This window comes from Enterovirga rhinocerotis (assembly GCF_004363955.1).
Lineage (GTDB): Bacteria > Pseudomonadota > Alphaproteobacteria > Rhizobiales > Beijerinckiaceae > Enterovirga > Enterovirga rhinocerotis.
The window spans coordinates 942,542-964,890 of the sequence record NZ_SNZR01000011.1 but is presented as its reverse complement, the minus strand read 5'-3'; the positions used below and the strand labels follow the sequence as shown (position 1 = coordinate 964,890).

26 protein-coding genes and 1 tRNA gene are annotated in these 22,349 nt (G+C 68.4%); 14 read left to right on the top strand and 13 right to left on the bottom strand.

Features of this window, described 5'->3' with window-relative positions; translation table 11 throughout:
* Positions 1 to 26 precede the first annotated feature (26 nt).
* A tRNA-Val gene (locus EV668_RS05120) sits at positions 27 to 101 on the bottom strand.
* A 192-nt stretch (positions 102 to 293) separates the two neighbouring features.
* On the opposite strand from EV668_RS05120, the gene EV668_RS05115 reads away from it, so the two are divergent.
* Both EV668_RS05115 and EV668_RS05110 read left to right on the top strand, forming a co-directional pair.
* A complete protein-coding gene (locus tag EV668_RS05115) occupies positions 294 to 752 on the top strand; it encodes a carboxymuconolactone decarboxylase family protein (protein ID WP_133768736.1) in 459 nt (152 codons plus the stop codon).
* Between the two features lie 2 nt (positions 753 to 754).
* Positions 755 to 1,624: a sigma-70 family RNA polymerase sigma factor gene (locus EV668_RS05110; protein WP_166652347.1), complete on the top strand. Its 870-nt coding sequence runs from the start codon at positions 755 to 757 to the stop codon at positions 1,622 to 1,624.
* Positions 1,625 to 1,730: 106 nt separating this feature from the next.
* Here the strand turns inward: EV668_RS05110 and rpsI are convergent, their stop codons facing one another.
* From rpsI to EV668_RS05085, 5 genes are all read right to left on the bottom strand, one after another.
* A complete protein-coding gene (gene rpsI, locus EV668_RS05105) occupies positions 1,731 to 2,210 on the bottom strand; it encodes a 30S ribosomal protein S9 (RefSeq protein ID WP_133768735.1) in 480 nt (159 codons plus the stop codon).
* Between the two features lies 1 nt (position 2,211).
* On the bottom strand, positions 2,212 to 2,673 hold the full coding sequence (gene rplM, locus EV668_RS05100) for a 50S ribosomal protein L13 (RefSeq protein ID WP_133768734.1): 462 nt from the start codon (positions 2,671 to 2,673) through the stop codon (positions 2,212 to 2,214).
* A gap of 172 nt (positions 2,674 to 2,845) precedes the next feature.
* Positions 2,846 to 3,124 carry a type II toxin-antitoxin system RelE/ParE family toxin gene (locus EV668_RS05095; protein WP_133768733.1) on the bottom strand — a complete coding sequence of 93 codons (279 nt, stop codon included), beginning with the start codon at positions 3,122 to 3,124 and terminating at the stop codon, positions 2,846 to 2,848.
* Positions 3,121 to 3,384, bottom strand: coding sequence for a CopG family ribbon-helix-helix protein (locus EV668_RS05090; protein WP_133768732.1), 264 nt, complete (start codon positions 3,382 to 3,384; stop codon positions 3,121 to 3,123). The genes EV668_RS05095 and EV668_RS05090 overlap by 4 nt, the downstream gene beginning before the upstream one ends.
* Positions 3,385 to 3,415: 31 nt before the next feature.
* Positions 3,416 to 3,847 (bottom strand): PaaI family thioesterase, encoded by a 432-nt coding sequence (locus EV668_RS05085; protein ID WP_133768731.1) that lies wholly within the window; start codon positions 3,845 to 3,847, stop codon positions 3,416 to 3,418.
* 80 nt (positions 3,848 to 3,927) lie between these two features.
* Between EV668_RS05085 and EV668_RS05080 the strand changes: the two genes are divergently transcribed.
* A complete protein-coding gene (locus EV668_RS05080) occupies positions 3,928 to 4,743 on the top strand; it encodes an enoyl-CoA hydratase (protein ID WP_133768730.1) in 816 nt (271 codons plus the stop codon).
* Between the two features lie 2 nt (positions 4,744 to 4,745).
* Complete coding sequence (locus EV668_RS05075) at positions 4,746 to 5,303, top strand: CoA-binding protein (RefSeq protein WP_133768729.1); 558 nt, start codon at positions 4,746 to 4,748, stop codon at positions 5,301 to 5,303.
* Between the two features lie 4 nt (positions 5,304 to 5,307).
* Here the strand turns inward: EV668_RS05075 and EV668_RS05070 are convergent, their stop codons facing one another.
* Together EV668_RS05070 and EV668_RS05065 are read right to left on the bottom strand one after the other, a co-directional pair.
* Positions 5,308 to 5,598 (bottom strand): acylphosphatase, encoded by a 291-nt coding sequence (locus EV668_RS05070; RefSeq protein ID WP_133768728.1) that lies wholly within the window; start codon positions 5,596 to 5,598, stop codon positions 5,308 to 5,310.
* The gene (locus EV668_RS05065) at positions 5,595 to 6,149 is read right to left on the bottom strand and encodes a gamma-glutamylcyclotransferase family protein (RefSeq protein ID WP_133768727.1); all 555 of its coding nucleotides are present in this window, start codon (positions 6,147 to 6,149) and stop codon (positions 5,595 to 5,597) included. The genes EV668_RS05070 and EV668_RS05065 overlap by 4 nt, the downstream gene beginning before the upstream one ends.
* Positions 6,150 to 6,404: 255 nt before the next feature.
* Between EV668_RS05065 and EV668_RS05060 the strand changes: the two genes are divergently transcribed.
* Both EV668_RS05060 and EV668_RS05055 read left to right on the top strand, forming a co-directional pair.
* Positions 6,405 to 7,790 (top strand): aspartate aminotransferase family protein, encoded by a 1,386-nt coding sequence (locus EV668_RS05060; RefSeq protein WP_133768726.1) that lies wholly within the window; start codon positions 6,405 to 6,407, stop codon positions 7,788 to 7,790.
* 89 nt (positions 7,791 to 7,879) lie between these two features.
* Positions 7,880 to 9,400, top strand: coding sequence for a bifunctional aminoglycoside phosphotransferase/ATP-binding protein (locus tag EV668_RS05055; protein WP_133768725.1), 1,521 nt, complete (start codon positions 7,880 to 7,882; stop codon positions 9,398 to 9,400).
* Positions 9,401 to 9,571: 171 nt separating this feature from the next.
* On the opposite strand, the gene EV668_RS05050 is transcribed toward EV668_RS05055, so the two are convergent.
* Genes EV668_RS05050 through EV668_RS05040 form a run of 3 tightly spaced genes read right to left on the bottom strand, consistent with a single transcriptional unit; the run spans position 9,572 to position 12,470 of the window.
* On the bottom strand, positions 9,572 to 10,663 hold the full coding sequence (locus tag EV668_RS05050; RefSeq protein WP_133768724.1) for an SDR family oxidoreductase: 1,092 nt from the start codon (positions 10,661 to 10,663) through the stop codon (positions 9,572 to 9,574).
* A complete protein-coding gene (gene queG, locus EV668_RS05045; RefSeq protein ID WP_133769988.1) occupies positions 10,660 to 11,784 on the bottom strand; it encodes a tRNA epoxyqueuosine(34) reductase QueG in 1,125 nt (374 codons plus the stop codon). Before queG ends, EV668_RS05050 begins: the two co-directional genes overlap by 4 nt.
* Before the next feature lie 11 nt (positions 11,785 to 11,795).
* Positions 11,796 to 12,470, bottom strand: a complete 675-nt coding sequence (locus EV668_RS05040; protein WP_133768723.1) for a glutathione S-transferase family protein — start codon at positions 12,468 to 12,470, stop codon at positions 11,796 to 11,798.
* Positions 12,471 to 12,658: 188 nt separating this feature from the next.
* Here EV668_RS05040 and EV668_RS05035 point away from each other — a divergent pair, with 188 nt between their 5' ends.
* From EV668_RS05035 to EV668_RS24680, 3 genes are all read left to right on the top strand, one after another.
* On the top strand, positions 12,659 to 13,465 hold the full coding sequence (locus EV668_RS05035; protein WP_133768722.1) for an undecaprenyl-diphosphate phosphatase: 807 nt from the start codon (positions 12,659 to 12,661) through the stop codon (positions 13,463 to 13,465).
* An 84-nt stretch (positions 13,466 to 13,549) separates the two neighbouring features.
* The gene (locus EV668_RS05030; RefSeq protein WP_133768721.1) at positions 13,550 to 14,506 is read left to right on the top strand and encodes an acetyl-CoA carboxylase carboxyltransferase subunit alpha; all 957 of its coding nucleotides are present in this window, start codon (positions 13,550 to 13,552) and stop codon (positions 14,504 to 14,506) included.
* Between the two features lie 5 nt (positions 14,507 to 14,511).
* Complete coding sequence (locus EV668_RS24680) at positions 14,512 to 14,667, top strand: hypothetical protein (protein WP_166652346.1); 156 nt, start codon at positions 14,512 to 14,514, stop codon at positions 14,665 to 14,667.
* A gap of 302 nt (positions 14,668 to 14,969) precedes the next feature.
* Here the strand turns inward: EV668_RS24680 and EV668_RS05025 are convergent, their stop codons facing one another.
* Complete coding sequence (locus EV668_RS05025) at positions 14,970 to 16,568, bottom strand: OpgD/OpgG family glucan biosynthesis protein (protein WP_133768720.1); 1,599 nt, start codon at positions 16,566 to 16,568, stop codon at positions 14,970 to 14,972.
* Positions 16,569 to 16,672: 104 nt separating this feature from the next.
* On the opposite strand from EV668_RS05025, the gene EV668_RS05020 reads away from it, so the two are divergent.
* From EV668_RS05020 to EV668_RS05000, 5 genes are all read left to right on the top strand, one after another.
* Positions 16,673 to 16,927 (top strand): type II toxin-antitoxin system RelE family toxin, encoded by a 255-nt coding sequence (locus tag EV668_RS05020; RefSeq protein ID WP_133768719.1) that lies wholly within the window; start codon positions 16,673 to 16,675, stop codon positions 16,925 to 16,927.
* 9 nt (positions 16,928 to 16,936) lie between these two features.
* Positions 16,937 to 17,311: a helix-turn-helix domain-containing protein gene (locus tag EV668_RS05015; RefSeq protein ID WP_133768718.1), complete on the top strand. Its 375-nt coding sequence runs from the start codon at positions 16,937 to 16,939 to the stop codon at positions 17,309 to 17,311.
* A 143-nt stretch (positions 17,312 to 17,454) separates the two neighbouring features.
* Positions 17,455 to 19,476: a TRAP transporter permease gene (locus EV668_RS05010; protein ID WP_245512863.1), complete on the top strand. Its 2,022-nt coding sequence runs from the start codon at positions 17,455 to 17,457 to the stop codon at positions 19,474 to 19,476.
* A 65-nt stretch (positions 19,477 to 19,541) separates the two neighbouring features.
* Complete coding sequence (locus EV668_RS05005) at positions 19,542 to 20,489, top strand: TAXI family TRAP transporter solute-binding subunit (RefSeq protein WP_133768716.1); 948 nt, start codon at positions 19,542 to 19,544, stop codon at positions 20,487 to 20,489.
* A gap of 38 nt (positions 20,490 to 20,527) precedes the next feature.
* A complete protein-coding gene (locus EV668_RS05000; RefSeq protein ID WP_245512861.1) occupies positions 20,528 to 21,502 on the top strand; it encodes a TAXI family TRAP transporter solute-binding subunit in 975 nt (324 codons plus the stop codon).
* A 182-nt stretch (positions 21,503 to 21,684) separates the two neighbouring features.
* On the opposite strand, the gene EV668_RS04995 is transcribed toward EV668_RS05000, so the two are convergent.
* Complete coding sequence (locus EV668_RS04995; RefSeq protein WP_245512859.1) at positions 21,685 to 22,119, bottom strand: MarR family winged helix-turn-helix transcriptional regulator; 435 nt, start codon at positions 22,117 to 22,119, stop codon at positions 21,685 to 21,687.
* Between the last annotated feature and the right edge of the window lie 230 nt (positions 22,120 to 22,349).

Genomic DNA, 22,349 nt, shown 5'->3' with positions numbered 1-22,349 from the left:
GCTGATCGAACGGAAGCGAGGGACGGTGGTGGGCGCGACAGGGATTGAACCTGTGACCCTTCGCGTGTGAAGCGAATGCTCTCCCGCTGAGCTACGCGCCCTCGGCGATCGCAGGTGGTCCCCGCGTCGACGGAGGCCTCTCCTATGGAGGAAGCGCCGCGCCGTCAACCTGCAACGCGGACAAATCCAGCGCAGGCGCGTTCGGGCGAAATCGCGTCCGGCATCTCGCGTTCGATGTCACGTTCGCCCGCCGTCGCTCGTCCTGTCGTCGGACCCACCGAAAGGACCCGACGATGACCAGACGCATCAACCCCTACGGCCAGCATCCCGACCTCGTGAAGCCGCTGATCGATTTCGCGACGACGGTCCAGGCGATGCTCGAACCCAGCCTGATGGAACTCGTGAAGATCCGCGCCTCGCAGATCAATGCCTGCGCCTATTGCCTCAGGATGCACACGACGGAGGCGCGCGCGATGGGCGAGAGCGAGGAGCGCATCTACATGCTCGATGCCTGGCGCGAATCGGGCCTCTACAGCGAGCGCGAACGCGCGGCCCTCGGCTGGACCGAGGCGCTGACGCAGCTGTCGCCGCACGGCGTTCCGGACGAGGCCCGGATGGCCCTTGCCGCCACCTTCACGGAGGAGGAGCAGGTGAAGCTGACGCTGATGATCGTCGCCATCAACGGCTTCAACCGCATCAATGTCGGGTTCGGCATTACGGACCGCACGCCCCTGCCCCGCAAGGCCGCCTGACCATGGCCGGGGCCGACGCGGCCGCCTCCTTCGAGCCGTTCCGGCCGCGCCTCATCCGCATCGCCTACCGGATGCTGGGCTCGGTCGCCGATGCGGAGGACGTCGCGCAGGACGCCTTCCTGCGCTGGCAGGCGGCCGATCGCGAGGCGGTCGGCGAACCGGAGGCGTTCCTGCGCCGGACCGTCATCCGGCTTTGCCTCGACGTGCTGAAATCCGCCCGTCGCCGGCGCGAGATCTATGTCGGTCCCTGGCTGCCGGAACCCGTCGTCGAGGACGAAGCCGACGAGATCGAGGACGTCACCCTGCCTCTCCTCCTCGCGCTCGAACGGCTCTCGCCGCTCGAGCGGGCGGCCTTCCTGCTCCACGACGTCTTCGGCGCGAGCTTCGCCGAGATCGCCGGCACGATCGGGCGGGACGAGGCAGCCTGCCGTCAGCTCGCGAGCCGCGCCCGCGCGCATGTCCGGGCCGGCCGGCCGCGTTTTCCGCTGTCGAGGGAGCGGGGCCTGGCGATGGCGGCCGCCTTCTTCCAGGCCTCCCGCGACGGAGACATGGACCGGCTGCGGGGGCTGCTCGCGGCGGACGTGGTCATCCGGGCCGATGGCGGGGGACGAAAGCCAGCCGTCGCCGAGCCGATCGCCGGCCTCGAAGACGTCCTGCGCCTCCATGCCGGCCTCGCGCGTCTCTTCCAGGCGCATCCCTCGCGCCTCCTGCGCTATGGCCGGATCAACGGCCTGCCCGGCTTCGTGACGATCGAGGCCGACGACACGCTCCAGACGACGGCGCTCGAGATCGCGGACGGCAAGGTGGTCGGGATCTACGTCGTGCGAAACCCCGACAAGCTGCGCCACATCCCGCGCGGGCCGGCGGATTGATCCCTGATCGAGCGCGGTGCAGCAGGGCGCGATGGGCCTCGAAGGGATCGCAAACGAAAAAGGGCGGCCCGCAGGCCGCCCTCGAAAAAACCGATGATCGCAGTTTTCAGCGCTTCGAGAACTGGAACGACCGGCGGGCCTTCTTGCGGCCGTACTTCTTGCGCTCGACGACGCGCGAGTCGCGGGTGAGGAAGCCCTCGCGCTTCAGCGGCGAGCGCAGTTCCGGCTCGTAATGGGTCAGCGCCTTGGAGAGGCCATGACGGACCGCGCCAGCCTGGCCCGAGAGCCCGCCGCCGGCGACCGTGACGACGATGTCGTACTGGTCCTTGCGGCTCGCGACATCGAGCGGCTGCTGGATGATCATGCGCAGCACGGGGCGCGCGAAATAGACCTCCACGTCGCGGTCGTTGACCGTGATCTTGCCGGTGCCCGGCTTGATCCAGACGCGGGCGACCGCGTCCTTGCGCTTGCCGGTCGCGTAGGCGCGACCCTGGGCGTCGACCTTCTTCTCACGGACGGGAGCGTCCTGGTTCTCGGTGCCGCTGACCGACTGGCCGAGATCGGCGAGGGACTGGAGGACGGCCATGTCAGTTGCTCACGTTCTTGCGGTTGAGAGCCCCGACGTCGAGCGCCTCGGGCGACTGGGCGACGTGGGGATGCTCGGCGCCCTTGTAGACGCGCAGATTGCCAAGGATCTGGCGGAAGAGCGGGCCGCGCGGCAGCATCCGCTCGACGGCCTTCTCGACGATGCGCTCGGGGAACTTGCCGGCCATGATGGACTTGGCCGAACGCTCCTTGATGCCGCCGATATAGCCGGTGTGGTGGTAGTACACCTTCTGCTCCAGCTTGCGGCCGGTGAACTTCACCTTGTCGGCATTGATGACGATGACGTTGTCGCCGCAATCGACATGGGGGGTGTAGGCCGGCTTGTGCTTGCCGCGCAGACGCATGGCGACGATCGAGGCGAGACGGCCCACCACGAGGCCCTCCGCATCGATCACGACCCACTTCTTCTCGACGTCGGCCGGCTTGAGGGAGAAAGTCTTCATCGGAAATTCCACATGGGGCGGAAGTCCCGCCCATAACGAAACGCCGCACGCGAAACCGCGGCGGCGGATGGCAGCCGTTTAGGCATATGGCGGATCGTGGTCAAGCGAAAAGCGCTGGAATTCAGCGATTTAGGGCATGAGGTATCATATTACCTCACCCCGCCGCAATCGGCTACCGGTCTTCGCGACCGTGCCATACGCGCAGAATGTAGATGGTCTCCCCTTGAATCTCGTACCTCATCTCGTACTGGCGCTCGAAGAAGCTGCGGACCTCCCGTGCGGCAGGCTCGACCTCCAGCCGCCGACCGATGCGTGGATGGGCGATCAACCTGTCGGGGGCCGATTCGAGGCGACGAAGGGTCCGAACGGCCGCAAGCGGATTGACCTTCGCGAGGAAGCCATGGAGCCGCTTCAGGTCGCCCACCGCTTCAGGCGACCACCGAACCTTCACGGCCGCGGCATCGGGAGCGGGTCATCGCTTTCCAGACTGTCGATCCACGCTCGGACATCTTCATGCTCGACGAACTGGCCGGCCTCGATCGAGGCCATGGCCTCCAGAGTCATCAAACGACGCTTTTCCTGCAGCGCGAGCCAGTTCCCCAAGGCCTCGCTGACCGCCGTATCGGTCGTCAGGTGCAGTTGCTCCGCCACCTCCGCCAGCTTGTCGGCGAGGGGTTCCGGAATGTCGGCCTTCAATGCGTGCATGGCCATCGCGTGAGCCTTTCTCGGCGAAGCTTACCACTCATCGCGGCGGGATCGAATACGTCCCGGTCGCGTGGCAGACGGCCTCCGGCGAGGCGCCCGAGAACACGCTCGCCTCGCCGACCGCGAGGCGCTTGCCGAGCTTCAGGAGGCGGCACTCGGCGACGAGGTCGCCGGGTTCGGGCTTGCGCAGGAAGTTGAAGGAGAGGTTCGTCGTCACCGCGAGCCCCACCGGGCCGATCTGGGCGAGGATCGCGACATAGAGGACGAGATCGGCAAGCGTCATCATCGCAGGACCCGAGACAGTGCCGCCCGGCCGCAGGTGGCGCTCGTCGGCCGCAAGCCGCATCCGGGCCGTCATCGGCCCCACGGCCTCGACCGAATAGACGCGGCCGCCGAGATGGATCTGAGGGAATTCGCGGTCGAGGAACGCCTCGATCTCCGCGACGCTCATGACAGGTCCAGCCGCCATCCCGACATACCCTCCCGTTCGGGGCGACTTGCACCATTGCCGCCTCATCCGACAATAGGACCAATGATGGGACCAGAACGATGAATGCCCAGCCGATCCGCGACGCCGACCCCTCGCTCCTGCGCGAAGACCGCGACGGCGTCTCGATCCTCACGCTCAACCGCCCGGCGGCGCGCAACGCACTGTCCGAGACGCTGATCGGCGAATTGAGCCACAGCCTCGACCGGATCGCCGAGGACCGGAGCATCAAGGCGGTCGTGCTCGCCGCCGGCGGCCCGGTCTTCTCCGCCGGGCACGACCTCAAGGAGATGACGGCCCGCCGGCGCGATGCCGACCGGGGCCGCGCCTATTTCGTGGATGTCCTCGCCCGCTGCTCGGCCATGATGCAGCGAATCGTGCGTCTGCCGCAGCCGGTCATCGCGGCGGTCGAGGGCGTCGCCACGGCCGCCGGCTGCCAGCTCGTCGCGAGCTGCGACCTCGCGGTCGCCGGCGAGGAGGCGCGGTTCTGCACGCCGGGCGTCAATATCGGCCTGTTCTGCTCGACGCCGATGGTCGCCCTGTCGCGCAACCTGTCGCGTAAGCACGCCATGGAGATGCTGCTCCTCGGCGAGATGCTGCCGGCCGGCGAGGCGGCGCGGATGGGCCTCGTGAACCGGGTCGTGCCGGCCGGGGACGCCCTGGCGGAAGCGATGCGGCTCGCCGCGATCATTGCCTCGAAATCGGCGCTGACGGTGCGGATCGGCAAGAAGGCCTTCTACGAACAGGCGGAGATGCCGCTCGCCGACGCCTACGACCACGCCTCCCGCGTCATGGCCGAGAACATGCTGGCACGCGACGCCGAAGAGGGCATCGGCGCCGTGCTGGAGAAGCGCCAGCCGGTCTGGACGGGGGAGTGATCATGGACGCCGCCTCGCCCACGCCTCCCCTCGCCCACCACGACAGCTATGCCGACGCGCTGATCCGCCGGCTCATGCGCGAGGTGAAGTCGATCGCGCTCGTCGGCGCCTCCGACAATCCGGCGCGACCGAGCTACATCGTCGTGAAATACATGCTCGAGCGCGGCTACGAGGTCCTGCCCGTCAATCCGAAACTCGCGGTGAAGACGCTCCTCGGCGCGCCCTGCTACGGCTCGCTCGCCGCGATCGGGCGGCCGGTGGACATGGTCGAGATCTTCCGCAACAGCGCCGACGCGCTCGGCGTGACGAAGGAGGCCCTCGCGCTCGATCCCCTGCCGAAGGTGATCTGGATGCAGCTCTCCGTCCGCAACGACGAGGCCGCCGCCCTCGCCGAGGCGAAGGGCGTGACCGTGATCATGAACCGCTGCCCCAAGATCGAATACGGCCGGCTTTCGGGCGAGATCGGCTGGCAGGGCATCAACTCGCGCATCCTGTCCGCGAAGCGCCCCGCCCTCGCCGGCAAGGGTTTCCAGAAGCTCACGATCGACCGGAAGCTGTAGGCTCCTAAACGGTCGGCCGCTGCTCGAAGCCCGTCGTCACGGCCTCGCCCGGTTCCGCCGGCCCGGTCTCGATCCGATCCACGCGCGCCGCGGGCGGCCCTTCGCGGCAGAGGTCGAGCATTGCCCGCACCCGCTCCTCAGGACCGCGGAAGACGGCCTCGACCGTGCCGTCGCGCCGGTTGCGCACCCAGCCGTCGAGCCCGGCCTCGCGCGCCGTCGATGCCGTCCAGGCGCGAAAGCCGACGCCCTGGACACGACCGTGGATGATGGCTCGGACCTGCGTGGCCTCGCTCACGGTGTCCAATTCCAGCCGGGCTTCGTGGCAGGGCGGGGCGCGTCGCGCGGCGTCGCCCGCGTCGGGCGGACGGCGGCGACCGGACCCGCGGGTGGCCGCGCGGGAGCCGCGGGCCCGGGCCGGCCGATCCGCCCTCCGGCCAAGGCCGTGATCTCGGCCAGCGCGGCCGGCGGCAGGCCGGCCTGGACCGCCGCGTCGAGCACGCCCTCGAGATAGCCTGGGGCCGGCGCGCCGGACCCTGCATTGGTGCCGAGATAGACCAGCGCCTTGCGGATGCCGGCTTCGCCGACCACCGGCTGCTGCATCTTGGTGTAGAGACCGGCGGACACGCCCTCGTAGCGATCCAGCGCGGGCATGTCGGCGAGCGGCAGATCCCACAGGAGGCCGTGCACGGCCCGGCGCGGATCCCGCATCACGGTGAGATAGCCCTCGCGCATCAGCGCCAGCCGATGCCGCTCGAGCCGGGCGAGGCCGAGCATGCGTGCACGGGGACAGCGCGCGGCCATCGCGGCACGGTCCATGTTCGAGCCATAGGCGAAATAGAAGGGCATGCGATTTCTGATCGGGGAGGGCCGCATCTGAGCACGCGGATCGACCGGAATCCAGAAGGATGCCCCGCAAAGCCGCCGTCCCGTGGAGCGAGTTGACGGGCGGATGCGAAATGCCGCGCCGGGCGGCAGTTGCCTTGCGTCGCAGCAGAGAGACGGGTGGCGCTTGCGCCGTCTCTTCAGCTACATGGGACCCGACGCCCGCCCGCTAACGGGCGCCCCATCGCGGGCGTCCGCCCATTTCGGAGATGTTCCCTGATGACCGTCCTGCCCAATTCCCTCCAGGCCCGGGACATCGCCTACCAGATGCACCCCTACACCAATGCCCGCCGCCACGAGCGCATCGGGCCGATGGTGATCGAGCGGGGCGAAGGCATCCACGTCTATGACGACCAGGGCCGCGAATATATCGAGGGCATGGCGGGCCTGTGGAGCGTCGGCGTCGGCTTCGGCGAGAAGCGGCTCGTCGAGGCCGCGACCCGGCAGATGAGCAAGCTGCCCTACTATCACACCTTCACGCACAAGTCGCACGAGCCCTCGATCGCGCTCGCCGAGAAGCTGGTCAAGATCACGCCTGCCGGCCTCGACCACGTCTTCTTCACCAATTCGGGCTCCGAGGCGAACGATACGGTCGTCAAGATCGCCTGGTACTACAACAACGCGCTGGGCCGCCCGAACAAGAAGAAGTTCATCGCGCGCGTCGGCGGCTACCACGGCATCACCGTGGCCTCGGGCAGCCTCACCGGCATCCAGGTGAACCAGAAGGGCTTCGACCTTCCCCTCCCCTTCGTCCGCCACATCACGACGCCGCATTTCTACCGCTTCGGCCTGCCGGGCGAGAGCGAGCAGGCCTTCACCGACCGGCTCGCCAAGGAACTCGAGGACGTGATCGCCGAGGAGGGCGCGGACACGATCGCCGCCTTCATCGGTGAGCCGGTGACGGGCGCGGGCGGCGTGGTCGTGCCGCCGGTCGGCTACTGGGAGCGGGTGCAGGAGATCTGCCGGAAGAACGACATCCTCGTCGTCGCGGACGAGGTCATCAACGGCTTCGGCCGCATCGGCACCATGTTCGCCAGCGAGCACTTCAACATCCGGCCGGACATGCTGGTCCTGTCGAAGCAGATCACCTCGTCCTACCAGCCGCTCGCGGCGGTGGTGTTCAGCGACGCAATCTATCAGGCCGTCGCCGATCACAGCGAGACGCTCGGCACCTTCGGCCACGGCTACACGGCCAGCGGACACCCGGTCGCGACGGCGGTGGGCCTCGAGAACCTCGCGATCATCGAGGAGCGCGGCCTCGTTCAGAACGCCGCGACGGTCGGCGCCCATCTGCAGAAAGCCCTGCGTGGCTTCGCCAACCATCCGCTCGTCGGCGAGGTCCGCGGCGTCGGCCTGATCGGCGCGGTCGAGATCGTCAAGGACAAGGCGACGAAGGAGAAGTTCGATCCGCCCGGCAAGGTCGGCACGTACCTCTTCGAGCGTGCCCAGGAGCACGGCCTGATCATCCGCAACATGCAGGATTCGATCGCCTTCTGCCCGCCGATGATCATCACCGAAAAGCAGGTCGACGAGGTCATCGCGCGCTTCGCCCGCGCCCTCGAAGACACCCAGGCCTGGATCGCGGCGGGCATGCCAGCGGCCTAGTCCCGGCGCGGATCGGGCTCCAGGGCCGATCGGTGTCGGCGGCGCATGCCGCCGGCACTTTCCCTCCGACGCGCCAGCCGGGAGAGCGCATGTCGGCCTCCGAGCAGAGCGAGACGATCCGGTTCGTCGAAAGTGTCATGGCGACCGGCGGGGAGCCGGTCGAGACGATCGTCACCCACATCTCCCGCGTGTTCCTCGCCGGCCCGCGCGCGCTGAAGCTCAAACGCGCCGTCGCGCTACCCTATCTCGACCTGTCGACGCCCGAGCGGCGCCTCGCCCTTGCCCGGCGCGAGTTCGAGCTCAACCGTCGCACGGCGCCGGATCTCTACCGCGGCGTCCATCGCATCACGCGCGAAGCGGACGGGACGCTGGCTCTCGACGGCGCCGGCCCGCTCGTCGATGCCGTGCTCGCCATGAGGCGCTTCGACCAAAGCCTCATCCTCGACGACCAGGCGCGGCAGGGACGGCTCACGCCTGCCGACATGGCGGCGCTCGCGGCCAGCGTCGCCGCGCTCCATGGCTCGGCCGAGCCTGCCGCCGAGGCCGAGGGGACCGCGCGGATGGAGCGCGTCCTCGCCCTCAACGAACGCGCCTTCGCCGAGACGAGCGTTCTGCCGCGCGAGGATTGCGCCCGCCTGACCGGGACGCTTCGTGCCGCCCTCGCCCGGCTCGCGCCGCTGATCGAGAAGCGGGAGCGGGAGGGGCGGGTCCGCCGCTGTCACGGCGACCTGCATCTGCGCAACATCTATCTGGCGGAGGGCAAGCCGGTCCTCTTCGACTGCCTCGAATTCGACGAGGACCTCGCGACGACGGACGTCCTCTACGATCTCGCCTTCGTGCTGATGGACCTCTGGCATCGCGGCCTTGCCGGCTTGGCCAACGCGCTCTTCAACCGCTACCTCGACATCACGGGAGACGAAGCCGATCTCGCGCTGCTGCCCTTTTTCATGGCCGTCAGGGCCTCGGTGCGCGCCCATGTGAGCGCGACGAGCGCCGCCCGAGCGGATGAGAAAGCGGAGGCCCTGACGGCGGAGGCGAGGGCCTATCTCGATCTCGGCCTCCGGCTGCTCGACGCGAAGCCGGCGATCCTCGTCGCGGTCGGCGGCTTTTCGGGCTCCGGGAAGTCGACCGTGGCGGCGGCGCTCGCCCCGCATATCGGCCTCGCGCCCGGCGCCCGCATCGCCTCGAGCGACCGGCTGAGGAAGCGGCTGTTCGGCGTCGCCCCCGAAACGCGGCTGCCGCCCGAGGCCTACCGGGCGGAGGCCTCCGCACGCACCTACGACGCGATCGGCCAGACGGCGCGGGCCATCCTTCCCCAGGGATGGGCGGTCGTCGCGGACGCGGTCTTCGACCGGCAGGAGGACCGCGACCGCATGGCCTGGATCGCCCGCGAGGCCGGCCTGCGCTTCCAGGGGGTCTGGCTCGACGCGCCGGAGGAGGTGCTGATCCGGCGCGTCGCCGCACGACGCGGCGACCCGTCCGACGCGACGCCCGACGTGGTCCTCGCCCAGATCGCGCGCCGAGGCGCCGCGCCCGACTGGCCGCATCTCGCCGCGGATCGGGACGCGGCCGCCGTGGCGGAGAAGGCGCTCGCGCTCATCGGCGCGTGAGGACGAGGTCGCAGCCATGCCGCCAGCGCGGTACCTTGGCGGTCGGCTGCCCGGAAAAATACCCTCCCTCCTCATCCTGAGGCGCTTCGCGAAGCGAAGCCTCGAAGGACGGCTATGCGTGCGTCGAGGGCGACCTTCAGTTGCCACCTCGGCAGGAAGAGGAAGAGGTTTCTATTCCGAGCGGAGTCTGAGGATGGCGCGGAGGCCCTCGCGATAGGTCGGCGCGATCAGCTCGACGCCGAGTTCCTCGCGGATGAGTCGGTTCGAGACGCGCTTCGTCTCGCCCCAGAAGCTCAGCCCCATCGGCGACAGGCCGGCCTCCGCCAGAGGCACCTCGGGCGGCAGCGGCAGCCCGGCGAGGCGCGCGGCCTCCTCGATCACGTCCTGGGGCGGCGAGGGCTCGTCGTCGGCGAGGTTGTAGATCGCGCCGGGACGGGGCCGGTCGAGCGAGGCTTCGAGCACCGCGGCGATGTCCTCGACATGGATGCGGTTGAAGACCTGCCCGGGCTTCACGATCCGCTTCGCCGTGCCGGCGGCGAGCTTGTCGAAGGCGCTTCGGCCGGGTCCGTAGATGCCGGCGATGCGGAAGATGTGGACCGGCACGCCGTGCTCGCGCTGCAGGCGGAGCCAAGCCTCCTCGGCCAGGAGCCGGTCGTCGGAGCGGCCCTTCCTCGGACGCGGCGGCGTCGTCTCGTCCACCCAGGCCCCGCCGTGGTCGCCGTAGACGCCAACCGTCGAGAGGTAGCCGAGCCAGCGCAGCCGGGGGGCGGCGGCGATCGCCCCGGCGAAGGCCGCGAGGACCGGATCACCCTCCCGGCCGGGCGGGACCGAGACGAGAATCGCATCGGCCTCGGCGATATCGGCGGCCAAAGCCACTTCCTCGCCGGGAAAGGCGCGCAGGACGAGCGAGCCGCCGCCCTCGGACATGACGGCGTCGACAAGCTGCTGCAAGGGAGCCGCGCGCGCCTCCCCTCCCCCTTGCGGGGAGGGGCCGGGGGTGGGGGGCGCGCCGCCCGCGCCGACCTCAGCGCGAGCGCCTTGCCCCCCATCCGGCCCTCCGCTTCGCTCGGGCCACCTTCCCCGCGAGGGGGAAGGAAGGCGCCCAACGTCGCGGATCGACCCGTCGACCGGATTCTCCGTCAGCGGAGGATGAGACCACGTCCCGGGATCGCGCTTCGTCGCGACGATGCGCTCCGCGCGGGGCGCCATGCGCCGGGCGAAGACCGCCGCCGAATAGCCGAGGCCGAAGACGACGAGCTTCATGCGGCTTCTTTCCTCTCGGCGGCGGACCACTCGGCCCGGACCGCCTCGTCCGTCTCGGCTCCGGCATGGCGGCGGGCGAGCGCGGCGAAGCGGTCGTGATGAAGCAGGCGGCCGAGCGCCCAGATCGCCGCCGCGCGCACCACGCAGGACGGATCGTCGAGCAGGCGCTCGGCCTCGGCCGCAAGTGCCACATCGCCGGAATTCCCGATCGCGATCAGGACGTTGCGCAGGAGCCGGTCCCGCCCGGTGCGCTTGACGGGCGTGCCGGCGAAGCGGGCGCGGAAGGCCGCATCGTCGAGCCGCGCGAGATCGGCGAGCGGGGGCGCGGCAAGGTCCTCGCGGAAGGCCATGCGCGCATCGTGCGCGGTGGCCGCGAACTTGTTCCAGGGGCAGACCGCGATGCAGTCGTCGCAGCCGAAGACGCGGTTGCCGATCGCCTCCCGGAACTCGGCCGGGATGTGCCCCTTATGCTCGATCGTCCAATAGGCGATGCAGCGCCGCGCATCGAGCTGGTAGGGCGCCGGGAAGGCCCCCGTCGGGCAGATGTCGAGGCAGCGCGTGCAGGAGCCGCAGCGCTCGCGCTCCGGCGCGTCGGGCGGCAGGATCGCCGTCGTGAAGATGGCGCCCAGCAGCAGCCAACCGCCATGCTCGCGCGAGACGACGACGGAATGCTTGCCGGTCCAGCCGATCCCCGCCGCGGCGGCGAGCGGCTTCTCCATCACGGGCGCCGTGTCGACGAAGACCTTGACGTCCGACCCTGCGGCACGCGCGACGAGGAACCCCGCGAGTTCCTTGAGCCGCCCCTTGATGACGTCGTGATAATCGCGCCGCGCGGCATAGGCGGCGAGCACGCCCCTGTCCTTCTGCGCGAGGAGCGCGAGCGGATCATGCGGAGGGGCGTAGCTCGCACCCAGCATGACGATCGAGCGGACCTCGGACCAGAGCGCGGCCGGGTCGGAGCGGCGCTCCTGCCCCTCCGCCATCCAGTCCATCCCGGCCTGATGGCCTTCCCCCAGCCACTGGGCGAGACGGGCGGGCGCCTCGGGGATCGCTTCGGGTCCGGTGATCCGGACGAGGTCGAAGCCCAGCGCCGCCGCGCGTTCCGCGAGCGCCGCCTTCAGGCGGTCGGCGGCTAGAAGTCGAGATCCGCGTAATGGGCCGGCGCCATCATGCCCGGCACGCGGTCGGCCAGCAGCGTCCGGAAGGCCGGGCGCGACTTGACCCGGGCGTACCAGGTCTTGGCCATCTCGTCCTCTTCCCATGGAACGTCGCTGAGGTAATCCGCGCAAGACAGATGAGCCGCGGCCGCGAGATCGGCATAGGTCATCTCGCTTCCGGCCAGCCAATCCCGCGTCGCCGCGAGATAGCCGATATAGCGCAGATGATAGCGCATATTGGCCCGTGCCGCACGGATGGCCCCCGCATCCGGCGATCCGCCGGTGAAGCGCTTGTAGATCTTCTCGGTGACGAGATGGGCCGTCACCTCGTCGTAGAACTTGCCGTTGAACCAATCGAGCAGACGCCGGACCTCGACGCGCCCGGCCGGATCGGCCGGCAGGAGGCGCCGACCCTGCACGCCGAGCCCCCGCGTCTCGTCGAGATATTCGGCGATCACGCTCGCGCCGGGGATCGCGATCTCGTTCTCCTCGAAGACGGGCGTCGTCCCCGACGGATTGAGCAGCAGGAAGTCGGTGTCGCGCTCCCAGGGCTTGCGCTCTGCGGTCTGCGGCTCCAGCCCGATCTCGCCCATGGCGAGCCGCACGAAACGGGAATGCGGACAGAAGGAATGATGGTGGAGGACGGCCATGGACTCGGCAGCAGGGCGAAGCGGAAGCTCGGCCCCCATCAAGCCCAGGCCCAGTTAACGGCCGGTAACCATGTCGCCCCGCCCCGAGGGTCGTGAAAGCGACGTTAAGCACCCGCTAACCACGCGGGAGCATGGCTTTCCGGCGGCGCAGCGGCCGCGGTGAACCTACGACAGCTCGGGACGGATCCATGGGCACGATGCAATGGTGGCAGGCCCTCATCCTCGGATTCGTCGAGGGGGCGACCGAGTTCCTGCCCGTCTCCTCGACCGGCCATCTCCTCCTCCTCCAGCACTTCTTCGGCCTCGACGGCGAGGCGAACAAGACCTTCGCCGTGCTCGTCCAGCTCGGTGCGATCCTCGCGATCCTCTCGGTCTATTTCGGCCGGCTGCTGCGCATCGCGCTCGCCCTGCCCACCTCCGCCGATGCGCGCCGCTTCGTGATCGGCGTCCTGGTCGCCTTCCTGCCGGCGGCCGTGATCGGGGCCTTCGCCCATTCCTTCATCAAGGGCGTGCTGTTCAATCCCTTCGTCGTCTGCGTGTCGCTGGTCGTCGGCGGCATGGTGCTGCTCGTCGTCGATCGGCTGCCGCTCAAGGTCCGCTACAAGGACGCCACAGGTTTTCCCCTGCCGATGTATCTCGGCATCGGCTTCGTTCAGTGCCTCGCCATGATCCCCGGCGTCTCCCGCTCGGGCGCGACCATCGTCGGCGCGATGGCTTTCGGAGCCGACAAGCGCTCGGCGGCCGAGTTCTCCTTCTTCCTCGCCATGCCGACCATGGCCGGCGCCTTCGCCTACGATCTCCTCAAGAGCTACAAGTTCCTCGAATTGAACGACGTCGCGATGATCGCGATCGGGTTCGCCGCCGCCTTCGTCTCGGGTCTCCTCGTCGTGAAGACCGCGCTCGACTACATCTCGCGTCACGGCTTCGCGCCCTTCGCCTGGTGGCGGATCGTGGTCGGCTCGGCGGGTCTCGCCGGCCTCCTCGTCTTCGGCTGAACGCGGCGGCGGGTTGAACCGCGGCCCTCGCCGCCTTAACTCGGGGCCGGAGGCGCATCCGCCTCAGCGGAAACCCTCTCCTTCATGCGCGCCTTCCTGGATTTCGAGAAGCCGGTCGCCGAACTCGAGGCGAAGGTCGACGAGTTGCGCGCGCTCGGCGAGAACGGCGACGGGGTCGCGATCGGCGACGACGTTATTCGCCTCGAGGCGAAGGCGGCCGCGGCGCTGAAGGACCTCTACGCGAATCTGACGCCCTGGCAGAAGACGCTCGTCGCCCGCCATCCGGACCGTCCGCGCTTCCTGGCCTATGCCGAAACCCTCCTGACCGAATGGACCCCGCTCGCCGGCGACCGCAAGTTCGGCGAGGACGAGGCGATCCTCGCCGGCTTCGCGCGGTTCCGCGGCGAGCCCGTCTGCGTGATCGGCCAGGAGAAGGGCACCAATACCGAGACCCGGCTGCGGCACAATTTCGGCATGGCCCGCCCGGAAGGCTATCGCAAGGCCGCCCGGCTGATGGAGCTCGCGGACCGCTTCGGCCTGCCGGTCCTCTCCTTCGTCGACACGGCCGGGGCCTATCCCGGCATCGACGCCGAGGAGCGTGGCCAGGCCGAGGCCATCGCCCGCTCGACCGAGGCCTGCCTCGCGCTCGGGGCGCCGAACATCTCCCTCGTCATCGGCGAGGGCGGCTCGGGCGGCGCGATCGCGATCGCGACCGCGAACAAGGTGCTGATGCTCGAGCACTCGGTCTACAGCGTCATCTCCCCGGAAGGCGCTGCCTCGATCCTGTGGCGCGATCCGAGCCGCGCCCAGGACGCCGCGACGGCGATGAAGATCACCGCCCAGGACCTCCTGCGCTTCGGCATCATCGACGAGATCGTGCCCGAGCCCACCGGCGGTGCGCATCGCGGCCCCCACGAGATGATGAACCGGGCGGGCGACGCGATCGAAGCCGCTCTCCGCGATCTCGCCGGCCGCGAGCCTGACGAACTTCGGCGCCTGCGCGCCGAGAAGTTCGAGGCCATCGGCCGCACGATCGGCTGACGGCGATGCCGCCCGCCCCCGAACGCCCGCCGAAGACCTTTATCGAGGAATGGCGGGAGGGCGACCGCAATCAGCGCCTGATCGCGGTGCTGAAGCGTTTCGTGCCGCTCTCGCTCTTCATCGTGTTCATGTACTTCTTCACCACCTTCGCGGGGCAGTGAGGCGGGCCGTACGGAAGACCGTCCGGCAGCACGTCACGCAGGCACGCACGGCCTGGTCATGGTGCTCCCTCCATGCGGCCAGTCTGCCTCTCGGGGAGGAAGCCGCGCGGGGCCGGCGGATCCGGACAGGTCGCGCGCAGACCTCTCCCCTTGCGGGAGAGGTCGAGCGACACCGAAGGCGTCGTCCGGGTGAGGGGTGCGCGCCACCCTCACCTGCGTGTCCTCAACCCCTGATCGGGTCACGCTGACGCGTGACCCGGCTCCTCCCGCAAGGGGGAGAAGCGGGAGCGCCTACGGAGCCCTCACCCCTGCGGGTGGTACTGGTAGAGCCAGGTCTCGCTCAGGACGGGCGGTGCACCGCCATCCTTCGCCGCGCCGCGCAGGAAGCAGCGTATCTCGACCGGCTCATGCCCCTCCACCAGAAGGTCGAACTGCACCCGCCAATGGCCCTGCACGTCGTTCGGCACGGCCTCGGGGCGGATGTTGGAGAACGTCCCGCGGGAAGCGGTCACCACCGGTTCCGGCATCACGCCCGCAGGCAAGTCCTTCAACGGGCCGCCGAGGAACTCGACCAGGAACTTGCGCATCCCCTTCGGCCGGTCGGTTCCGGCCTGTCCACCATTGCCCAGCCGGGTCGCGACGACGCGGGCGAGCGGCGTCGGGTTCGGCTCGTCCGAGGCCCAGACCGTGCGGTAGGCGAAACTGAGCTCGCGCCCGCCCGTCGCGGGCTCGGCCGGCACCCACATGGCGACGATGTTGTCATGGATCTCGTCGTCGGTCGGATTCTCGACGAGTTGGACGCTCCCCTGCCCCCAATCGCCGCGCGGCTCGACCCAGAGGCACGGGCGGCGATCGTAATAGACGCCGTCGAGATAGTTGTTGAAGTCGCGGTCCCGCTGCAGCAGCCCGAAGCCGCGCGGACTGCGGTCGGCGAAGGCAGAGACCTGGGTGGCCGGCGGGTTGTTCAGCGGGCGCCAGATCCGCTCACCGGCGCCGGTCCACATCGCGAGGCCATCGGAATCGTGCACCTCCGGCCGCCAGTCGATCATGGTCGGCTTCGCCGTCTCGGAGAACCAGTACATCGACGTCAGCGCCGCGATGCCGAGGCGGCTGACGTCGCGCCGCAGCACGATCATGCTCTCGACGTCGATCGTGACCCGCGCGTCCCGCGTCATCGTGAACCGATAGGCGCCGACGACGGACGGCCCGTCCATCAGAGCATAGACCACGACCGTGTCGCTGCCGGCATCGGGCGTCTCGAACCAGAAGCGCGTGAAGTCGGGGAACTCCTCCTGCTTGCCGTGGACCACCGTGTCGATGGCGATGGCACGCGCCGAGATGCCGTATTGGAAGTTCTCGCCGATGGCCCGGAAATAGGAGGCGCCGAGGAAGGCGACCCAGTCGTTGTTGCGCCAGTCGAGCTTGCCGTCGCGCCGCTCCTGGAACCGGAAGCCGGCGAAGCCGGAATTCTTCGGCAGTTCATGCGCGGGCGAATCCGCCGGCATGTCGAAATAGGCCTCGTCGTAGAGGATCTCCTTGGCCTGCCCACCCTGCACGACATGCATCCGGACGGGCTTCTGGAAGAAGCGGCCCAGGTGGAAGAAGGTGACGGGGAAGGCGCTCGGCCCATTCGCCCAGAGCGCGAGATCGGTCTTGTACTTGATCTTGCCGTGCTCGTCGTAATCGATCCGGAAGAGCACGTCGGGCTCGGAGGGCTGCGGCGCGGCGTAGGCCGACCGGGCCATGCGGCGGACATCCTCCTTCAGCCGGTCGAAGCTGAACGGCGCGGCCGGCCCGTAGACGAGCCCCGCCTGAGCCATGGCCTCCCGCGAGAAGCCGCTCGCGGCAAGTCCCGCCGTGGCGGCCGCGGCCGAGCGAAGGAGAAGGCGTCGGTCGATCATCGGGCCCTGGTCGTCGAGCTGCAAGGAGGGCCGGAGATAGGAAGCGGGCCGGGGGGCGTCAATGCGGCATTGGCGAGATCATCGCCTTGTGCGATACTCGACAAGTGAAAGAGATCGCGTTTAGCAAATCCTCGTTGCGAACGCTGATGCGCATGCCGCGCAATTCGGCGGCGCTGATCCGTCAGAAGATCAATCAATACGCGACCGATCCGTCCTCCTTGGCCAACAACGTCAAGGCCCTCAAAGGAGAGCCGGGGATTCTACGCCTGCGCGTCGGCGACTGGCGCGTTCTGTTCAGCGAGGACGGACAGGTCATAGCGATCATCGCGGTGTCCACACGCGGTGACGCCTATGAGTAGGAGGACGACATGAACGCGCAAACCATCGTGACCCCATCTGGCGAACGGCTCGTCGTCCTGGCCGAAGAGGATTTCCGAAAGCTTGTCGAGGCCGCCGAAGACGCCGAAGATCAGGCCGCCGTTAGCGATTTCCAACGAAAGCTGGCAGCAGGCGACGAGGAACTGCTTCCCGACACGATGGTGGAACGTATTCTTGCCGGTGAGAACCGCATCAGGATCTGGCGCGAGCACCGAGGACTTTCCCTCACGGCGCTGTCCGGGGCAGCAGGAATCGGTCAGGGCTTCCTGTCCCAGATCGAGTCCGGTCAGCGCGAAGGCAGCCTCGACACGCTTCGCAAGGTCGCGACCGTACTCAGAGTAAGTCTCGACGATCTCGCCGGATAGCGTCGCCTCGAACAGTCCTCGCCGTTCTCCCTTCGTCGTATAGAGCCAAGCCAGCTTGGCCGTGCTAACGAACAGACAACAAAAAGGGAGGGGACTGGATGGTGGGGGCGGCACGGCCAGAGACCGAGGCAAAGAATATCCGTGTGGGACAGGGCGATGCGGCGGCAAGGCCGGACATCCCCGATCCGGCGATCTCCGACGAGGCCCTGAAGAAGGCCGAGGAGTTCATCGAGCAGGAAGAAGGCGCGACCAACCGGCTGACCGGCTGGGGCGGGCGGATCGTGATCTCGATCGCCGTCGCGATGAGCCTCTTCCACCTCTACGCCGCCTATTGGATCGTGCCGACGCAGGAGCTGCGCTACACGCACGTCGCCTTCGTCCTGCTGCTCGCCTATCTGCTCTTCCCCGTCTCGGCGCGATTCCGCAACCGGATCGCCTGGTGGGACGTGCTCCTCGGCCTCTCCTGCGTCGCCATCATCGGCTACGCCCTCGCGGGAGGCGAGGACTTCACGGACCGCGCGACGGTTCCCGACCGGATGGACGTCGTCCTCGGCGTGATCTTCATCGTCCTCCTACTGGAGGCGACGCGCCGCACGACCGGGCCGATCATGCCGGTGGTGGCGATCTGCTTCATCGCCTACGCGATGCTCGGCCCCTACCTGCCGCCGCCCTGGACGCACCACGGCTACACGATCACGCGGATCGTCGGGCACCTCTTCATCACGCTCGAGGGCATCTTCGGCGTCGCCGTCGACGTCTCGGCGACGCTGATCATCCTGTTCACGATCTACGGCGCCTTCCTGCAGCATTCGGGCGCCGGCAAGTTCTTCATCGACTTCTCCCTCGGCCTCATGCGCGGCAAGGCGAATGCGCCGGGACGGACGGTCGTCCTCTCGTCATTCCTCCTCGGAGGCCCCTCGGGATCGGGCGTCGCGACCACGGTGATGATCGGGTCGGTCGCCTATCCGATGATGAAGAAGGCCGGCTTCAAGGCGAATGCCGCGGGCGGCCTGCTCGCGGCCGGCGGGCTCGGCGCCATCCTCTCGCCGCCCGTGCTGGGCGCGGCGGCCTTCCTCATCGCCGAGTTCCTCAAGATCTCCTATCTCGACGTCCTCTGGATGGCGACGATTCCGACCATCCTCTACTACCTGTCGCTGCTGATCATGGTGGAGTTCGACGCCAAGCGCTTCGGCGCCAAGGCGATCGACTACGCGCAGGAAATGCCGATCCCGACGCTGCTGCGTCGCTACGGCTTCCACTTCCTGTCGCTGGTCGCGGTGGTCGGCTTCATGGTCTGGGGCTACTCGCCCATGCTGTCGGTCTTCTACGCGACGGCCGTGACCTTCGCGCTGTCGTTCCTGAGGCCTGAGACCGCTCTCTATCCGCGGAAATTCGTGAAGGCGCTCTCCGACGGCTCGATCGGCGTCCTCAACGCGGCGACGACCTGCGCCTCGGCCGGCATCGTGGTCGGCATCGTGACGCTGACGGGGCTCGGGTTGAAATTCTCCGCCATCGTCATCGCCTATGCCGGCGGCAGCCTCCTCCTCACGGCCCTCTACACGGCCCTGATCGTGTGGGTGATCGGACTCGCGGTGCCCGTCACCGCCTCCTACATCATCTGCGCCGTGATCGCGGCCCCGGCCCTGACGCAGCTCGGCGTGCCGGACTACGCCGCCCACATGTTCATCTTCTACTACGCGGTCCTCTCGGAGGTCTCCCCGCCGACCGCCCTCGCGCCCTTCGCGGCAGCGGCGATCACGGGCGGCGACCCCTACAAGACGACGTTGCAGAGCTGGAAATACACGCTTCCGGCCTTCCTCGTGCCCTTCGTCTTCGTGCTCGATCCGGATGGGATCGGCCTCCTGATGAAGATCCCGAAGGACGGATCGGTCTGGACGATCGTCTGGATCACGCTCAAGACCTCGCTCGGGCTCCTCGCCCTCGCGGCGGCCGCCCAGGGCTGGGCCCTGCGCCGGACGCTCGCCTGGGAGCGCGTGGTCCTCGCCATTGCCGGTCTGTTCCTGGTCTTCCCGAGCCTGCTGGAAGCCCTCGCGGAACTGATCGTCGGCCGCGACATCGCCTATACCTGGGCGGTCGGCATCGTCCTCGGTGCCATCGTCATCGCCGCCCAGAAGGCGCGCGGGACGCCCCCCGCTCCGGCCTGAGGCCGGAGCGAGCGACACCATCGCCGACCCCGCGCACAAGCGGGGCGGCTTCAGGGAGGAAGTGAATGAAGGCGTTCTGGTTGGGTCTCGCGGCATGCGCCGCGCTCGCGGGGGGAGCCTCCGCTCAGACCACGCTCGCGATCGGGACCGGAGGGACCGGCGGAATCTACTATCCGCTGGGAGGCGCGATCGCGAACCTCCTGTCGACGAAGCTGCCGAACACCCAGGCCACGGCCGAGGTGACGGGCGGCGGCGTCGACAACATCCGTCTCATCGCCTCGGGCCAGACCCATATGGGCATGATCGGCACCGACGTCGCCGGCGACGCCATGGCGGCGCGCGGCCGGTTCAAGGAGAAGGTCCCGCTCCGGACGCTGGTCAATCTCTATTCGAGCCCGATCCACGTCGTGACGATCGAGGGAACCGGGATCGAGGCCTTCGCCGACCTCAAGGGCAAGCGCATCTCGACGGGCGCACCCGGCAGCGCGACCGAGACGCAATCCTTCCGCATGCTGGAGGCGGCCGGGCTCGACCGGGACAAGGACGTCAAGCGCGAGCGCCTCTCGGTCGCCGAATCCGCCAACGCACTGAAGGATCGCAAGATCGACGCCTTCGTCTGGGGCGGCGGCGTGCCGACCGCGGCCGTGACCGACCTCGCGGCGACGCCCGGCACCAAGATCAAGATCCTCGCCATCGACGGGCTGCTTCCCGCGATCGTCAAGCAATACGGCCAGGTCTTCGGGCCGAGCGTGATCAAGGCCGGCAGTTATCCGGGTCAGGACAAGGACGCGCCGGGCTTCGCCTTCTGGAACGGCCTCGTCGCCTCGGACAAGATGTCCGACGAGACGGCCTACGCGATCACCAAGGCGATCTTCGAGAACAAGCCGGACCTCGTCGCGGTCCACAAGGAGGCCGAGAACATCGACCTCAAGACGCAGGGCCCCGCCTTCTCGGCCTCGCCGTATCACCCCGGCGCCATCCGCTACCTCAAGGAAAAGGGCGTCGCCTTCTGACGCCCCTCGATCACCGGACCAGACAGGGAGAAACGACCATGATGAAGCGACGCACCCTCCTCGGCCTCGCGGCCTCCGTCCTCGCGGCCCCCAAGGCGATCGGCTCGGTCCTCGCCCAGGCGAAGAAGACCTACGCCATCGGCACGGGCGGCACCGGCGGCGTCTATTATCCGCTCGGCGGAGCGGTGGCGAACGTCCTGACGAAGCATCTTCCGGGCGTCCAGGCGACGGCCGAAGTCACCGGCGGCTCGGTCGACAACCTCAAGCTCATCGCCTCGGGCCAGAGCGAGATCGGCTTCACGATGTCGGACGCCGCCCTCGACGCTTTCGACGGCAAGGACAAGTTCAAGTCCGGCAAGGTGCCGCTGCAGACGCTGCTCGTGCTCTATCCCAACCGGATGCATGTCGTGACCATCGAGGGGACCGGCATCGAGAAGATGAGCGACCTCAAGGGCAAGCGCGTCTCGACCGGCTCGCCCGGATCGGCGACCGAGGTCATGGCCTTCCGCGTCATCGAGGCGGCTGGCCTCGACAAGGACAAGGACATGAAGCGCGAGCGCCTTTCGGTCGCCGAGAGCGTCAACGCCATCAAGGACCGCAAGATCGACGCCTTCTTCTGGGTCGGCGGCCTGCCGACGGCGGCCGTCACTGATCTCGGCGCGACGCCCGGCACCAAGATCAAGTTCATCGACCATGCCGATCTCGCCGACAAGATGAATGCCAAGTACGGAAAGCTCTACGCCCCGTCGACGATCGAGAAGAGCGTCTATCCGGGCATGGCCGGCGACAACAAAAACACCGAGGTTTGGAACATCCTCGTCACCGGCGACAAGATGTCGGACGACGATGCCTACACAATCGTCAAGACGCTGGTCGAGAACAAGAGCGACCTCGTCGCCGTGCACAAGGAGGCGGCCTCGTTCACGCTCGACAACCAGGTCCAGGTGCGCTCGCCGATCCCGTTCCATCCCGGTGCACTGAAGTACTTCCAGGAGAAGGGCGTAAAGGGCTGAGACCCCGATCAAAGACGGGACACCGTCCCCTGCCCTCATGCTGAGGTGCCGGCCGGAGGCCGGCCTCGAAGCACTGCCGACGGCGGTGCGTCCTTCGATGCCTCGCTCACTCAAGTCGGCTGTTGCCGACTTGAACATCCGATAGAGCGCATCTCGGCAACAGCCGAGATGCGCGAGGCACCTCAGGATGGGGAGCGGGGGAGCGTTCGGCCGGCTCCGAGGCTGGGGCTCCGATCGTCGGCCATTGCCTCGGCCCTCCCCTGCAGCTTGCAAAGCAGAACGTCGAGGACATCCCGTTCCGCTGGCGTGAAGCCCTCCATCAACCGCGCGGCGTAATCGAGAGCCAGCGGCGCGATCTCGGCATAGACGGACCGCCCCGCATCGGTCAGGACGAGGAAGGCCTCGCGAAGGTCCTCCTCATTCGGCAGCTTGCGCAGAAAACCGCGCGCCTCCAGCGACGCTGCGGCCCGGCTGACCTTGACCTTGCCCATATGGGCGTGCCGCCCGATCGCCTTGGCCGTGACGGATCCGAACTCGCCGATCGTCGCCAGAACCCGCCATTCGGGGATCGAGATGCCGAAACGCTCGCCATATCGGGTGGCCAGCCCGTCGCTCACCAAAGCCGCGACGACGTTGAGGCGGTAGGGAAGGAACGCGGCGAGCGTGAGTGCCGAGGGGACATCCCCTCCCTCCTCATCCTGAGGTGCGCCCGGGCTTGTCCCGGGGGCCTCGAAGGACGCACCACCGTCGGCCGTGCTTCGAGGGCGACCTTCGGTCGCCACCTCAGCATGGGGAGAGGTGGAGGTTGCTTGGCCCCGCCATTTGCTTGACAGTGGTTTCAAACGAA

Bases quoted from the DNA above. Each gene is read 5' to 3' on its own strand.
- EV668_RS05050 (WP_133768724.1), bottom strand. From the start codon at position 10,663: ATGAAGCTCGTCGTCTTCGGCCTCGGCTATTCGGCGGCGGTCTTCGCC.
- EV668_RS05015 (WP_133768718.1), top strand. From the start codon at position 16,937: ATGAACGCGCAAACCATCGTGACCCCATCTGGCGAACGGCTCGTCGTC.
- EV668_RS05075 (WP_133768729.1), top strand. From the start codon at position 4,746: ATGGACGCCGCCTCGCCCACGCCTCCCCTCGCCCACCACGACAGCTAT.
- EV668_RS05025 (WP_133768720.1), bottom strand. From the start codon at position 16,568: ATGATCGACCGACGCCTTCTCCTTCGCTCGGCCGCGGCCGCCACGGCG.
- EV668_RS05080 (WP_133768730.1), top strand. From the start codon at position 3,928: ATGAATGCCCAGCCGATCCGCGACGCCGACCCCTCGCTCCTGCGCGAA.
- EV668_RS05040 (WP_133768723.1), bottom strand. From the start codon at position 12,470: ATGGCCGTCCTCCACCATCATTCCTTCTGTCCGCATTCCCGTTTCGTG.
- EV668_RS05035 (WP_133768722.1), top strand. From the start codon at position 12,659: ATGGGCACGATGCAATGGTGGCAGGCCCTCATCCTCGGATTCGTCGAG.
- EV668_RS05005 (WP_133768716.1), top strand. From the start codon at position 19,542: ATGAAGGCGTTCTGGTTGGGTCTCGCGGCATGCGCCGCGCTCGCGGGG.
- EV668_RS05115 (WP_133768736.1), top strand. From the start codon at position 294: ATGACCAGACGCATCAACCCCTACGGCCAGCATCCCGACCTCGTGAAG.
- EV668_RS05055 (WP_133768725.1), top strand. From the start codon at position 7,880: ATGTCGGCCTCCGAGCAGAGCGAGACGATCCGGTTCGTCGAAAGTGTC.
- EV668_RS05110 (WP_166652347.1), top strand. From the start codon at position 755: ATGGCCGGGGCCGACGCGGCCGCCTCCTTCGAGCCGTTCCGGCCGCGC.
- EV668_RS05065 (WP_133768727.1), bottom strand. From the start codon at position 6,149: ATGCCCTTCTATTTCGCCTATGGCTCGAACATGGACCGTGCCGCGATG.
- rplM (WP_133768734.1), bottom strand. From the start codon at position 2,673: ATGAAGACTTTCTCCCTCAAGCCGGCCGACGTCGAGAAGAAGTGGGTC.
- EV668_RS05000 (WP_245512861.1), top strand. From the start codon at position 20,528: ATGATGAAGCGACGCACCCTCCTCGGCCTCGCGGCCTCCGTCCTCGCG.
- EV668_RS05030 (WP_133768721.1), top strand. From the start codon at position 13,550: ATGCGCGCCTTCCTGGATTTCGAGAAGCCGGTCGCCGAACTCGAGGCG.
- EV668_RS05060 (WP_133768726.1), top strand. From the start codon at position 6,405: ATGACCGTCCTGCCCAATTCCCTCCAGGCCCGGGACATCGCCTACCAG.
- EV668_RS05085 (WP_133768731.1), bottom strand. From the start codon at position 3,847: ATGGCGGCTGGACCTGTCATGAGCGTCGCGGAGATCGAGGCGTTCCTC.
- rpsI (WP_133768735.1), bottom strand. From the start codon at position 2,210: ATGGCCGTCCTCCAGTCCCTCGCCGATCTCGGCCAGTCGGTCAGCGGC.
- EV668_RS05090 (WP_133768732.1), bottom strand. From the start codon at position 3,384: ATGGCCATGCACGCATTGAAGGCCGACATTCCGGAACCCCTCGCCGAC.
- EV668_RS24680 (WP_166652346.1), top strand. From the start codon at position 14,512: ATGCCGCCCGCCCCCGAACGCCCGCCGAAGACCTTTATCGAGGAATGG.